Annotated in this window: 13 protein-coding genes; 6 read left to right on the top strand and 7 right to left on the bottom strand. The window is 44.7% G+C overall.

Going from position 1 to position 14048, the window contains the following annotated elements:
• Window positions 1-60: 60 nt before the first annotated feature.
• Window positions 61-639 carry a HutD/Ves family protein gene (locus D104_RS37060; RefSeq protein ID WP_024024692.1) on the bottom strand — a complete coding sequence of 193 codons (579 nt, stop codon included), beginning with the start codon at window positions 637-639 and terminating at the stop codon, window positions 61-63.
• Window positions 632-2029, bottom strand: coding sequence for a formimidoylglutamate deiminase (locus D104_RS31755; protein WP_024024691.1), 1398 nt, complete (start codon window positions 2027-2029; stop codon window positions 632-634). Before D104_RS31755 ends, D104_RS37060 begins: the two co-directional genes overlap by 8 nt.
• Before the next feature lie 309 nt (window positions 2030-2338).
• On the opposite strand from D104_RS31755, the gene hutU reads away from it, so the two are divergent.
• The 6 genes from hutU (at window position 2339) to nadS (ending at window position 8639) form a co-directional block, all read left to right on the top strand.
• Window positions 2339-4030, top strand: a complete 1692-nt coding sequence (hutU, locus tag D104_RS31750) for a urocanate hydratase (protein WP_024024690.1) — start codon at window positions 2339-2341, stop codon at window positions 4028-4030.
• Window positions 4031-4124: 94 nt separating this feature from the next.
• Entirely contained in the window at window positions 4125-5660 is a 1536-nt protein-coding gene (hutH, locus tag D104_RS31745) for a histidine ammonia-lyase (RefSeq protein ID WP_024024689.1), read from the top strand.
• Between the two features lie 77 nt (window positions 5661-5737).
• Window positions 5738-6958, top strand: a complete 1221-nt coding sequence (hutI, locus tag D104_RS31740; RefSeq protein WP_024024688.1) for an imidazolonepropionase — start codon at window positions 5738-5740, stop codon at window positions 6956-6958.
• A gap of 10 nt (window positions 6959-6968) precedes the next feature.
• The gene (gene hutG / locus D104_RS31735; RefSeq protein ID WP_024024687.1) at window positions 6969-7781 is read left to right on the top strand and encodes an N-formylglutamate deformylase; all 813 of its coding nucleotides are present in this window, start codon (window positions 6969-6971) and stop codon (window positions 7779-7781) included.
• 256 nt (window positions 7782-8037) lie between these two features.
• The gene (locus tag D104_RS31730) at window positions 8038-8352 is read left to right on the top strand and encodes a type II toxin-antitoxin system RelE/ParE family toxin (RefSeq protein WP_024024685.1); all 315 of its coding nucleotides are present in this window, start codon (window positions 8038-8040) and stop codon (window positions 8350-8352) included.
• Window positions 8349-8639, top strand: a complete 291-nt coding sequence (gene nadS, locus D104_RS31725) for a NadS family protein (protein WP_024024684.1) — start codon at window positions 8349-8351, stop codon at window positions 8637-8639. Before D104_RS31730 ends, nadS begins: the two co-directional genes overlap by 4 nt.
• Before the next feature lie 131 nt (window positions 8640-8770).
• On the opposite strand, the gene D104_RS31720 is transcribed toward nadS, so the two are convergent.
• The 5 genes from D104_RS31720 to D104_RS31700 are packed head-to-tail and all read right to left on the bottom strand — an operon-like array spanning window position 8771 to window position 13861.
• Window positions 8771-9355: a hypothetical protein gene (locus D104_RS31720; RefSeq protein WP_024024683.1), complete on the bottom strand. Its 585-nt coding sequence runs from the start codon at window positions 9353-9355 to the stop codon at window positions 8771-8773.
• A gap of 51 nt (window positions 9356-9406) precedes the next feature.
• Complete coding sequence (locus D104_RS31715; protein WP_024024682.1) at window positions 9407-10942, bottom strand: MFS transporter; 1536 nt, start codon at window positions 10940-10942, stop codon at window positions 9407-9409.
• A 1-nt stretch (window position 10943) separates the two neighbouring features.
• Window positions 10944-12170: a cytochrome P450 gene (locus tag D104_RS31710; protein WP_024024681.1), complete on the bottom strand. Its 1227-nt coding sequence runs from the start codon at window positions 12168-12170 to the stop codon at window positions 10944-10946.
• The gene (locus tag D104_RS31705) at window positions 12151-12822 is read right to left on the bottom strand and encodes an HAD-IA family hydrolase (protein ID WP_024024680.1); all 672 of its coding nucleotides are present in this window, start codon (window positions 12820-12822) and stop codon (window positions 12151-12153) included. Before D104_RS31705 ends, D104_RS31710 begins: the two co-directional genes overlap by 20 nt.
• Before the next feature lie 10 nt (window positions 12823-12832).
• Window positions 12833-13861, bottom strand: coding sequence for an AfsA-related hotdog domain-containing protein (locus D104_RS31700; RefSeq protein ID WP_024024679.1), 1029 nt, complete (start codon window positions 13859-13861; stop codon window positions 12833-12835).
• Window positions 13862-14048: the final 187 nt, after the last annotated feature.

Raw genomic sequence — 14048 nt, 5'->3', positions numbered from 1 at the left:
TCATTGTTGTTCGATAGCGTTCATTGTTACTCAATAGCCCGTCTTGTTATTCCAAGAGCATTACGCCGTAATTCGGATGAAAACACCACTTCCTGCCATTAAACAGAGTGCTGTGTTTTGCTTAATGACCAAAAAACCGTTGGCTTCTAAGGTGAAGGTCTCCTTGTTATTCACGCGGATTTCACAGGGTTGATTGGCATAAAAAGCCGTTAACAGATTGTCACTATTGTTCCCTACGTCAAACTGCGTTGGTGCGAAATAGGCATAAACGTCTGCCTTCGTGTCGGCTTCTCGCACCATGATATTAAGGTCTTCGATTTTGCCATTTTTCAGTATGGCATGGGTTTCATCACCGCCTGAAAAGCGAGCCATATCTAATACTTTGCTTAAAATATGACTGCGGCTTGAGTTTTCGCTTTTATGGTCTAACGTCATGCCTTTGCCAGACAACAAAACCAAGGTGCGATGCAATCCAGCGAAATTTGAAAAGACGCCGTCTTCTTTGACCGCCGCTTGGCTAATACGAAAGCGTAATCCTTGATTGTCTTCCAGCTTTTGAATTTCTAGGGTTTCACCAAGGCCGTTCTTCCACGGCATGCGTAGGTATTGTGCTGGTTCTATAATGCTAACATTAGGCATCGTACATCACCTTTTTGATGACTTGAGTAAAGTCAGTTCGGCTGCTTTCGTCTAACGCGTGATGGAAGTTTTTAATCGTGTGATTGCCTGCAACAAAAACGTCTTTGACGAGGTTTTCATTTGTCGCGAACAGCCAACGATTGAGCAGGTCTTTCGATTCGCTCGCGGCGACAAAGGGGCTTGCGCTGTCTAGCACCATAAAGTCGGCGCGGTTACCTTCGGTTAAGCCTAATGTCACATCGCAGGCTTGATTACCGCCCAGTACTGCTTGCTGGAAGAGGTTATCGCCGACACTATTTTGCGCAGGGCGATACAAACGATTACGTTGTTGATCGCGTAAGCGTTGGCCGTATTCCAGTGTGCGCAACTCCTCAACAATCGAAAGGCTCACATGGCTGTCGGAGCCAATTCCCCAGCGGCCTTGGGCTTTTTCAAACTCGACGGCAGGGAAAATACCATCGCCTAAATTCGCTTCTGTGGTGGGGCACAAACCGGCAATCGCTTTGCTGCTGGCGATGGCGTTCAGTTCTTTGTCGTCAAGGTGTGTGGCGTGAACCAAACACCAGCGTTCGTCTAATCCAATTTCGTTATTCAGCCATTCCACCGGGCGTTGACCGCTCCAATTAATGCAGTCTTTGACTTCTTTTTGCTGCTCCGCAATATGAATGTGAACAGGACAATCTTTAGTAAGGGAGTGTAATACGGTGTCAATTTGTGGCTGGGTCACCGCGCGTAAAGAGTGAAAGCAAATGCCCAGTTTATGACGCGGGTGATTTGCTAATTGGTCGTGGCATTCTTGATGAAGCGCCAAGTAAGAATCGGTGGAATGAATAAAACGCGCTTGGCCAGCGTTGGGCGCTTGTCCACCAAAGCCAGAATGAGAATACAGCACAGGCAGTAAGGTTAAACCAATCCCTGAATCATTGGCCGCGGCGATCATCTGGCTCGACATTTCGCTCAGCTGATTATAGTGCTGGCCACCGATGCTGTGATGCAAATAGTGGAACTCCCCAACCTGCGTGTAACCCGCTTTTAGCATATCAATATAGAGTTGAGTGGCGATCACGCGTGCGTCGTCTGGTGTGAGCTTTTGCACGATTTTGTACATTAAATCGCGCCAACTCCAGAAGCTGTCATTGGGGTTTAAGCTCACTTCTGCCGCGCCCGCCATCACTCGTTGAAAGGCGTGAGAGTGCACGTTGGCGACGGTTGGCAACACTGGCCCAGACAAAATATGGCAGTTTGGCGTGGGTTTGCTATTGGCTTCAAAGGAGAGGAATTGACCGTCTTTTACCGAAAAAAGCACGTTGTCAGCCCAGCCCGAAGTCAGTAAAGCGCGTTCAGCGTAATAGTCGTGTGTCTCGGAACTCATTCGGTTAAGGCTGCTCACAGTTCATTCCTAGGTCAATTTTTATCATTTGAGTGTAATAGAAAATATATTGTATATACAAGTTGGTTTTTGTGGATTCTCAGCCTGTCTTTGTACTTCATTCGATTAGTCTTTGTTTTATAGGGTTTTTCTTCGTTTTTATGTGCCGCATATCTGCGCTGATTCCGTGAGCGAGTCGGATTTTTTTAAAAAATGGCTTGCATCTAAAAAAGTTAGATTTTATCTTTGAATTAGTTGTATATACATTTGATTTTGAAACTGCATAATTCTAAGGGCTTTGAAGAAAGGCTTTTTAATAAGGTGAAGACGATGACAAAACAAACGCTTGCTCAAAAACGTTACCGTGCCGGTGAAGTGAAAGCCGCAACTGGCAACAAGCTCACGGCGAAATCTTGGTTCACCGAAGCGCCAATGCGCATGTTGATGAACAACCTTGACCCTGAAGTAGCCGAAAACCCAGAAGAATTAGTGGTTTACGGCGGCATTGGCCGTGCGGCGCGTGATTGGGAATGTTATGACAAAATCGTTGAGTCGCTTAAAGAATTAGAAGACGACGAAACTTTATTGGTTCAGTCAGGCAAACCCGTAGGCGTTTTCAAGACTCACAGCAACGCGCCTCGAGTATTAATCGCGAACTCCAACCTAGTGCCACATTGGGCGAACTGGGAACATTTCAACGAGTTGGATGCCAAAGGCTTGGCGATGTACGGCCAAATGACAGCGGGTTCTTGGATCTACATTGGTAGCCAGGGCATAGTGCAAGGCACTTACGAAACTTTCGTTGAAGCCGGTCGCCAACATTATGATGGCAAGTTGGCAGGACGTTGGGTATTAACCGCGGGTCTTGGCGGCATGGGGGGGGCTCAGCCTCTTGCGGCCACTTTAGCGGGCGCGTGTTCATTAAACATTGAATGTCAGCAAAGTCGCATCGATTTCCGTTTGAAAACCCGCTACGTGGACGAACAAGCGACGGATTTAGACGACGCCCTAGCGCGCATTAAAAAATACACAGACGCAGGCGAAGCGGTGTCGATTGCCTTGTGTGGCAACGCCGCCGACATTCTGCCTGAAATGGTAAAGCGTGGCATTCGCCCAGACATGGTGACCGACCAAACGTCGGCGCATGATCCCCTAAATGGCTACTTACCAAGCGGCATGAGCTGGGAAGAATACCGCGAGAAAGCTCAAACGCAGCCGAAAGAAATCGTTACGTTGGCGAAGCAATCCATGGCGAAACACGTTCAGGCCATGTTGGATTTTCAAAAAATGGGTGTGCCGACGTTTGATTACGGCAACAATATTCGTCAAATGGCGATGGAAGAAGGCGTTGAAAATGCCTTTGATTTCCCCGGTTTTGTGCCTGCGTACATTCGTCCTTTGTTCTGTCGTGGTATCGGACCTTTCCGTTGGGCCGCGCTGTCTGGTGATCCAGAAGACATTTACAAAACCGATGCGAAAGTAAAAGAAGTCATCGCCGACGATGCGCACTTACATCATTGGTTGGACATGGCGCGCGAGCGTATACAGTTCCAAGGCTTGCCAGCGCGTATTTGTTGGGTGGGCCTTGGACAACGTGCCAAACTCGGCCTAGCGTTTAACGAAATGGTGCGCAGCGGCGAATTGTCGGCTCCGATTGTGATTGGTCGAGATCATTTAGATTCTGGCTCGGTGGCGAGTCCAAACCGTGAAACCGAAGGCATGAAAGACGGCTCCGATGCCGTATCCGATTGGCCATTATTGAACGCTTTATTGAACACAGCGTCTGGTGCGACTTGGGTATCGTTGCACCATGGCGGCGGCGTAGGCATGGGCTTTTCTCAGCATTCTGGCATGGTGATTGTGTGTGATGGCAGTGACGATGCGGCAGAACGTATTGCGCGTGTTCTTCATAATGATCCAGCGACAGGCGTGATGCGTCATGCGGATGCGGGTTATGACATTGCCATCGATTGTGCGAAAGAGCAGGGGTTAAATCTGCCTATGATCACGGGTAAAAAATAACGCTTATTGAGCAGATCATAGCTTTAAAGACTCAGTAACCAAAAATTTAAAAATAATATTGCAGAACATCGCCTTGATATCAGAGAGAAACACCATGTTTGAATTAACGATTAAACCAGGCCAATTGAGCCTAAACGAATTGCGTCAAATCAGCCGTCGTAAAGTTAAATTGAGCTTAGACAAAAGCGCGATTCCAGCGATTCATGCCAGCACACAAGTCGTGAACGATGTGATTGCAGAAAACCGTACGGTTTACGGTATTAACACCGGCTTTGGCTTGTTGGCGAATACGCGCATAGCGCCAGAAGATTTGGACGAGCTACAGCGCAGCATTGTCTTGTCTCACGCCGCAGGCATTGGTCAATTAATGGAAGACAAAACCGTTAAACTGATCATGGCGCTGAAGGTCAACAGTCTTGCGCGTGGTTTTTCCGGCATTCGCTTAGAAGTGATCGAAGCCTTGCTAACGCTGATCAACAAAGAAGTGTATCCGTGCATTCCGAAAAAAGGCTCCGTGGGCGCGTCTGGCGATTTAGCGCCTTTGGCTCACATGAGCACGATTTTGTTGGGGGAAGGCAAAGCGCGTTACCGAGGTGAAGTGATTTCGGGTCAAGCGGCCTTGTCTATTGCTGGATTAGAGCCAATTACCTTGGCGCCAAAAGAAGGCTTGGCGCTATTAAACGGCACGCAAGCCTCTACCGCTTTTGCTTTGGAAGGTTTGTTTGAAGCAGAAGATTTGTTCGCGTCTGCCATTGTTTGTGGTTCCTTGTCAGTGGAAGCCGCGTTGGGCAGCCGCAGTCCGTTTGATGCACGAATTCATGAAGTGCGTGGTCACAAAACACAAATCGACGCGGCCGCGGCGTACCGTCATTTATTGGGCGAAACCAGTGAGCTTGGCGATTCTCACCAAGGTTGTGAGAAGGTACAAGACCCTTATTCTCTGCGCTGTCAGCCACAAGTTATGGGCGCGTGTTTGGAGCAAATTCGAAGCACGTCGAGCGTATTGTGCGTGGAAGCAAATTCCGTTTCCGATAATCCATTGGTCTTTGCGGCCGAAGGCGACATCATTTCTGGTGGTAACTTTCATGCCGAACCGGTTGCCATGGCGGCGGATAATTTGGCCTTGGCGATTGCAGAAATTGGCAGCTTGTCAGAACGTCGTATGGCGTTATTGATCGACAGTAATTTGAGCAAGTTACCGCCTTTCTTGGTCGACAACGGTGGCGTGAATTCTGGCTTCATGATCGCGCAAGTCACCGCCGCGGCCTTGGCGAGCGAGAACAAAAGCTATGCGCATCCCGCATCTGTAGACAGTTTACCAACGTCGGCGAACCAAGAAGACCATGTTTCCATGGCAACCTTTGCCGCGCGCCGTTTGAAAGACATGGCAGAAAACACGCGCGGTATTTTGGCTGTGGAAATTCTGTCAGCGGTTCAAGGTTTGGATTTCCGTGCGCCGCTGAAATCGACACCGCGCTTAGAAAATGCGCGTGCGACATTGCGTGCTCGCGTGCCGTTTTATGACAAAGACCGTTACTTCGCGACAGACATAGAGAAAGCCAATGACTTGTTGTTGGAAGCGGTACATAACGAAACCATGCCAGAAGGGCTATTGCCTAGTGTTAAATAGACCCGTGTTTAATAGACAGATGTTTAATAGACAGGTGTTAAATAGCCAAGTTTAGTGGTTTACGAAAAGGAAAGGTTATGACAAACAATACGCCGTTACGACTCGACAGCCTGTGGCGTGGCGCGCATGTGGCGACCATGAAAAACGGTCGCTACAGCGTGATCGAAAATGCCGCCATTGGCGTATCGGGTGGCCGTATCGTTTGGATTGGCGAAGCGGCCAGCTTGCCAGCGTATCAGGCTCAGAAAGAGCATGATTTGCATGGCGGTTGGATCACGCCGGGTTTGATCGATTGCCACACGCACTTGGTGTTTGGTGGTAACCGAGCGGGGGAATTCGAGCAGCGTTTGAATGGCGTGAGTTATCAAGACATCGCCAAGCAGGGCGGCGGCATTGCCTCGTCGGTGAAAGCAACTCGTAACGCCAGCGAAGCGGAATTGATTGCCAGTGCATCGCGCCGTTTAAAAAGCCTGATGGCCGATGGCGTGACGACCGTCGAGATCAAATCGGGTTATGGTTTGTCGCTTGATAGTGAACTCAAGATGCTGCGCGTCGCCACCGAATTGGGTCATCAATTTCCTGTCACCATTAAGCGGACTTGCTTGGCGGCTCACGCAATGCCACCGGAATTTGACGACAAAGACGCGTACATCGATTTTTTATGTGAAAGCGTATTGCCGAAAATGGTCACTCTCGGCATGGCCGACGCCGTTGATGCGTTTTGTGAAGGCATTGCGTTTAGTACCGAACAGGTCGAGCGTTATTTTAAAAAAGCCCAGTCTTTAGGGTTGCCAGTGAAGATCCATGCGGAACAGTTATCGTCTTTAGGTGGCACTCGCATGGCGGCGTCGTTCCAAGCTTTGTCGGCGGATCATATTGAATTCATTGAAGAAACGGATGTAAAAGCCATGGCCGCGTCCGGTACGGTTGCCGTGTTATTACCGGGGGCGTTTTTTACGTTGAAAGAAACACAACGCCCGCCGATTGATTTATTGCGTCAGTACGGTGTTCCTATGGCGATTGCCACAGATGCCAATCCGGGTACTTCGCCCGCTTTGTCACTACGCTTGATGATGAATATGGCCTGTACCTTGTTTGCTTTAACTCCCGAAGAAGCCCTTGCAGGCGCGACCATTCATGCGGCAAAAGCTCTGGGAATGAGCGATACTCATGGTAGCTTAGACGTTGGCAAAGTCGCTGATTTTGTGTGCTGGGACGTAGAAAGCCCAGGCGAGTTAAGCTATTGGCTGGGTGGAAACTTAGTAAAAGCCAGAGTCCATGAAGGTAAACTGCATTGAGGAAAAAAATATGAGCCAAATAGGGTTGCCCGTGCCAGCGTTCGACATCAAACAAGGCGATTCGCCCTTGTTGGTGAGCATGCCGCATTCTGGTCTGAATCTAACGTCAGAAGTGCAAGCGGGCTTGTCGGATCAGGCCAAAAAACTGCCTGATACGGATTGGTTTATTCCCGAACTTTATGACTTTTTAGAATCATTGGGCGTGGGGTTTATCAAGGCAAACTATTCGCGTTATGTGATCGATCTTAATCGTCCTTATGACGACAAACCGCTGTACACAACCAAAACCACTGGCTTGTTTCCGGACATTCTCTTCGACGAAAGCCCGATATTTATCGACGGTAAAGCGCCAAGCGACGAACACAAAGCTTTGTGTAAGGAGTACATTTGGAAGCCATATCATGGCACTATTGAGCAAGAACTCGCGCGTTTAAAAGCCAAATTTGGCTACGCAATTTTATTCGATGCGCACAGCATCGCCGCACAAGTACCGATGTTATTTGACGGCACATTGCCCGATTTTAATTGGGGTACCAATGCCGGCGAATCTTGCGATTCAGCCATCGCCAGCATCGTAACCCAAGTACTGCGACCTCACTATACACAAGTCGTGAATGGACGGTTTAAAGGCGGCTACATCACTCGCCACTTCGGTCAACCGAGCAACGATATACATGCGATTCAGCTTGAACTTTCCCAAGCGACGTATTTAAACGACGAGATGGCAAAACAGTCAGAATATCAGCTTGATGAAACGAAACGCCCGCTTATTCAGCAACAGCTTAAAGATGTGATAGAAGCCTGCCAGCAAGTTCTTTTTTAATCGTCTTGGATTGTTAGAATTCAAAAAGATCCCCATGGATGCCAGAAGCGTCATGAGGATTTTTTGGTAATACGATACCTAGCCTCTTTTTTCTTGACGATAGTGCAATGGAGCGTCATCGTTGTTGTGTCAAACTTAATAGGAAAAGGAATTCTTATATGTTCAAAAGCTATTCTTCAGCGTCTTTTGCTTCTACCTATTGTTGCTCAATTATTAATCGACAAATTACGCCAATGGCGTATAATTTGGTGGTGTTATGGTAATTGTTGAAACGCCTATTTTTACCAAGCTCATTAATGAAATAATGAGCGACGATGAATACAAGGAGTTGCAGGAAGCCTTGGTTATTAAGCCCGATCTTGGCGTGTTGATTAAAAACAGTGGCGGTTTAAGGAAAGTTCGTTGGTCTGTGGATGGTCGTGGGAAAAGGGGTGTAAGAATCATCTATTACTGGATGACAGAGAATGAGCAACTTTACATGATGTATATTTTTCCTAAGAACACACAAGAGAACTTAACCGATGCGCAAACCAAAGCGCTAAGACAAATTGTAGAAAGGTGGTCACTATGAATGACGACATGTTTAATGAGCTACTTGAAAGCGTGCAACAAGCAGATAGCATGATAAAAGGCCAAAGCACAGCTGCTCGAATCACGGAATTTGCAGACCCAGAAGTGAAGGCTATTCGCACCAAAACAGGCTTAAGCCAAAGCCGTTTTGCCAACCTGCTTGGTGTCAGCAAGCGTACTTTAGAAAACTGGGAACAAGGCCGTCGTCATCCAACTGGACCAGCACGAGCTTTACTTAAAATCGTCGATGCTGATCCAGAGTATGCCCTAAAAGCGCTGCATGGTTAGGTTTAGTAAGCAATTATTTGTGCTTTTTAAATACCTTGATAAAGCCATCAGCTATTTCTTTAAAAGAGTTTATTATTTCCAATGCTTTTAATGTGTCGATTAATTTTTGATTTTCTGGGGTGTTAGGAATTTTAGGCTGATCTTTTCCTTTTGATACTAGTTGAGACTAGTTGAGGGTAGTCCCCTTTTAAGAGCTCCAAAATTCTAAATAATTGCTCAATATTCATTTCTGGTGCGAGGTGAGGCGCTAGTAGAAATATAATACTTTGATTTTCAATGCCATGATTCGCCATTTTCTCGATGACATCAGTCGGCAATGCTTGGCCTTGTTCAATGGAAAACCGAGCTAATTCGATAAGGTCATTTTTACCACAATCAACCGTAAACTTTTCGGCTCTCTCTACAACAGATACCTTTATATCCAATTCGATCTTTTTGCTGGCTAAAAAATCGGCTAAGTCGGCCTGTAAAAGTTTTGGCGTGATGTATTCAAGAAATTTGGTTGAGGCTTCAATATAGCGTTCACGTGTTGGCCAGTCTGTTGCTAAAAGGTGCTCATAGGTATTCGCTCCGTCTTCGATAAGGCCATTTTTTAACAGTAGAGGGAACAGTTCTCTGTCTTTTCTACGACTAAGTGGCTTACTGAATGTTTTGTTTAGTGAGATTATATTGAAACGTATAAAAGACGGGTCAAACGAAACGATAAGAATGAGCACAGGTACAAACAGTGCCTGTGCTCATTTTGATATCATGTAAAAGGCAAACAGTTAAACGTTGTAAGCCTCATTTTGTGTTGTTTTTGTCTCTTTTCTTAGATAGAAAAGGATAAGAAAAGAGAAGAGCAGTGCTATCCCTGTTAGGGCGATATTTGTCGTGATAAAGGCACTGTTGTAAATCGATATCATAGTGTCCATTAAAGCGGTTTGATCACCGGTATTATCTAACATGCTTGCAAAGTTACCAGAAGAGATGGCATTGACCCAATCTTGAGAGTCTACTACTAGGTGATCTTGCAGCTTTATCGGTACCATGTTACTGACAATCGAGCTAAGCAACGAACCGTAAATAGCCACGCCAATGGCTTCGCTGCCAAGTCTAAAGGTATTTAACAAACCTGCAGCCATACCGACATCATTCTCGTTAACACAACTAAGGGCTTGTCCATCCACTAAGCCTGCTGACATACCCATGCCAATCCCAATAAGAATTAAAGCAAAGGCGATAGCTAAAATTGTAATTTGACTTTGTACCACAAAGATCAAGACACCTGCGCCAACCAACATGCTGATCACGCTTAAGTACATCAGCAGATTAGTACTGACGCCTTTAGCGGACAACTTTCCAGCGATCAAAGGGAAGACCAAAACAGGCGCCGTTAAAAACAGCATAATTAAGCCTGCTTTAGAAGCTGAAAGTTGCATTGATCCCATGAGGAACGTGGGGAAATAAGTGAGCAAAGTAACAAAGGTAAAACTTGCGACAACAGGTACGAGGATTAAGCCAAGAAACTTATTATTCTTAAGTAATTCGAGGCTGAGTACAGGGAACTTTGCGGCTTTAATTCGAATAACAAAGGCCAAAAAGCAAAGGGCACTACTGATAAAACTCAGTAGTATTGCTTGGCTTTTCCAACCCCAGTCATACCCTTTTGAAAGCGCTAACATCAACATAAACATACTTGCGATAAAAAAGAATGAACCAGCCAGATCAATTTGAGAGATTGAGCCACCTTGGGCGTTATCCGCAGGGATATTAAAACTTACAATCAGGACTAAAAATAGGGCCACTGCATGCATGAAGAAAATAGCTTGCCAACCGACCGAATCAAGTAAAACTCCTGAAATGGTTGGCCCAAGAGTAATACCAAGACCCGCCGTTGTGCCAAATAAAGCAAAGGCTTTGGTTCTTGCATCACCTTCAAATGTCTGGATGAAAATCGCACTCCCACAGGCAAAAATCGCTGCTCCGCCGATACCTGCTAGGGCTCTGAAAACATCAAGCCAAAGGGCGCTGGGTGATAAGGCAGAACCGACAGACGCAATGGTGTAAATACATGCACCAATAAAGAAGGAGCGTTTCTTGCCCCAAACGTCTGAGATTTTACCCCAAATGAGCGTAAAACACGCAAATGTTAAGTTAAATGCATTGACGACCCATTGTAGGCTCGATAGATCAGATTGAATATCAACACTGATGTAAGGTAATGCAATAGCTGTTCCTGAGATGGAACTTGGAACAATAAAGACGGCTAACAGTACTGCAAACAGTATTAGAAAGTTTTTAGGTTGATGTGTTTTACTCATGTTAATGCTCTCCATGGCGTGGGTTAATGCTAATTGGCAAGTTATCTGGTCTTCTTAAAATAATGCCTTCAGACCAGTCGATTTTTTCTAGGCCCTCTTTAAGCCTCATATTAGGTAATCTTTGAGCTAATACATCGAGGACAGCACTGACTTCCATTTTGGCAAGTTCTCTACCCATGCACTGGTGCATGCCATAGCCAAACTGCAAGTGAGCAGGACCGGTTCGATTTGGGTTGATCGTTAATGGGTCTTTAAACGCGCTAGGATCTCGATTCGCCATAAACACATCGGCATAAATTGTGGCACCAGCGGGAATAATACCGGTCGAAATTTCTACGTCTTGGGTCGCAATACGTGGAAACGTTGAGCTATTACCTAAGTTGGTGAGCCTTAATAGCTCTTCAATGTAGGGTTCTCTTAACGCGGGTTGTTTAACTATGTCATCCCAAATATCAGGCAAGGAGAGAGCGGCATACAAGACTTTGCTCATAATCGTTAACGTGTTCTGATCACCTCCAAGTAAAGAACCAAGCAGAATCGAGACAATTTCATCATCGTTTAAGGGGGGAGTGCTTTTGTTTCGATTATTAATAAATTTGTGAATGAGACCATCGTCAGCATGCGTGCGAGTGCCTTTAACATGCTCCATTAAATACTCATACAAATGAGTGAACTGTTGTGTGAGGCCATCAATATCCTGTTTATCGGATATTTGAACCGTTTTTGCCAAACTTCGAAAATAGGTGATATCGTCAATATCTATCCCTAAAAGTTTACAGTTAGTGTTAATAGAGACTTTATCGAGTACATCTATAAACAAGTCTCTACTGCCACTGGTTAGCATCTTATCAACGCAAATGTGTGTCATTTCATCTATGTATTGCTTTAACCAACTAAGCCCACTGCGGCTATAATCTTTAGACACGAATTGCTTCAAACGAGAGTGGTCAGGAAAGTCCAAATTCAGTAGCAAATCTTTAGGTGTTAAAGTGGGTAATATACTTGGACCACCTTCGGCATTAGACGGACCTCTGACACAGGTTTTATCGACCAGTATTTTCTTTACGTCTTGAAAATTAATAATATGATGGGCCTCATGTCCGCTTAATATGCGGATTAGACCATGTTCTTTATAGGTCGCTTTTTTTATGACTGAATAAGCGGGTTTAGCATCGTAGTTGGGTATGTCATTGATACTACTTAGCCTATTATGCAATTCGATACTCATTGTTCTTCCCTGAATTTAACTGATTTCTTAAATTAATAAGTGCGGTTTTAGTATCCTTGAAGTGTACTGTCCCCCATCCTCTTGCTGTTGCTGCATCACAATTGACTTTAAGGTCATCAATTAACAGCATTTGAGAAGGGGCGAAACCTGATTTTTGTTCTGCTAGATAGAAAAACTCAGGCTCTGGTTTACGTCTTCTTTCTTTACAGGAGTCGATAATAAAATCGGCACTGGTTTCAAGGTTTAACATGGCTTTCCAATACGGTTCCCACTCAACAACATTGTTGGTGAGTATACCGACATTAAAGCCTTCATTTTTTAAGCGAATAAACTCATTCACCATCTCTTGATTAGGGCTTACACCGTTAAACCATTGCTCGCCAAAGGCTTCTAATCGTGCTTTAGTGGTATCAATATCAGGGTAGTGAGTGTGCAAACTTTGTCGCAGTGCTGCTCCCCAGTCTGACTCGCTAATCAAGGCATTCTCTATGGGTGATAACATTTCTAAACCCATCTCGGCAGCGACTTTACGCATCACATCTTTTAGAGCAGAAGAGGGTATCCCTGCTCTGCTCTGGTAAATATCAAATAGCTCGTCAATTGGCGGTGATAAAACCCCGCCAAAGTCGAACCAGATCATTTTGTAGTCCATGGGTAAATCCTTATTTACGTACGATTTTGATGTGGCACTTTGCGGTTGTTGCATTGTTCTGAGAGGTCGATAGTAAAAGCGATATTTCATCGGTATTTTCATCTAAAGAAACGCTTTCGATGCAACAATATGAATCAATTTTTAGCTCTGTGAATTTAGTGAACGCGATATCACACTCTTTCATATAGATGTCGTCATGCGTTAAGCTATATTTGTTATGAATATAGACAAGGGTCATTTGTCTGAATGCTTCGATTAATAGCATGCCGGGCACATGGTCTAGCGGATGATCAAACATGGCAGGATGGGTATTGTTAACATAAAGATTAGCCGTATATTTGCCGTCGACTTCTTCGACCTTGTGTAAGACAACATTCTCAGAACTGTTTCTGCCTACGATGTCTTTATTTTCAAGGTGTGAATAAGGCGTTGTATATTCAATTTCAGAAAAGCCTTCGACAAATTTCAGGCCTTTTCTTCTTATTTTTTTCCAAACAGAAGAGTCCATCCAAGAAATATCCATGAGTTTAGTTGCAGCAAGGCAATCATCCACATAGAGGCGCATTTCAAAGGTTAAACCGCATAAATTATCACTTCTGTATTCTTTGGAAATAACATCCACCTCAGTTAAAACATAGGAAGGTGTTGTTTTGATCAATAGGGTGTCATTGTTTTCGATATGAAATTTTGCTTCATTGAAAATGAATTTTGCATTAAGAGGCACGCTATAAGCATTATGGGCAATGATGATAGAAGATTGTCTGCAGACTTCTAACAAGGCAATATTTTCATAGTGTGTTTTGCTTGGCGTATCGTTGTAATAAGAATGTGTTCTTGGAAGATGCGCGCCAGTATAGAATTTATCTTTTTCTAAAGTATCAACATCTGTTAGAAATACTTCGCTGACTGCGGCTCTATGAACAAGCTCTTTACTTACTGTATTACCAAATGAACAGTGGGTGTGTCTAAGCTCTTTCGTTATCACATTCGCTTGTATTTTGTTCAGTTTTAAACACGTTTTATTACTCTGAAATTCCATACTAATTCCCTCTATTAGTTACAAATCCATGACAGAAAGGTATTTTCTCACTAGAATGGTAAGAAAATAACAATACGTTTATAATAAATTAATACGTATTGTAAAAACTAAACGTTCGATTTTTATCAAACCTTATATTGGCAAGATTCTTGTGTCAACAGTTTGATATGTGTATAAAAAGGAAAAG

It is taken from the genome of Marinomonas profundimaris (genome assembly GCF_000508165.1).
GTDB lineage: Bacteria > Pseudomonadota > Gammaproteobacteria > Pseudomonadales > Marinomonadaceae > Marinomonas > Marinomonas profundimaris.
Note: the sequence above shows the minus strand (reverse complement) of the source record. Positions and strands in the feature narration are given on the sequence as shown.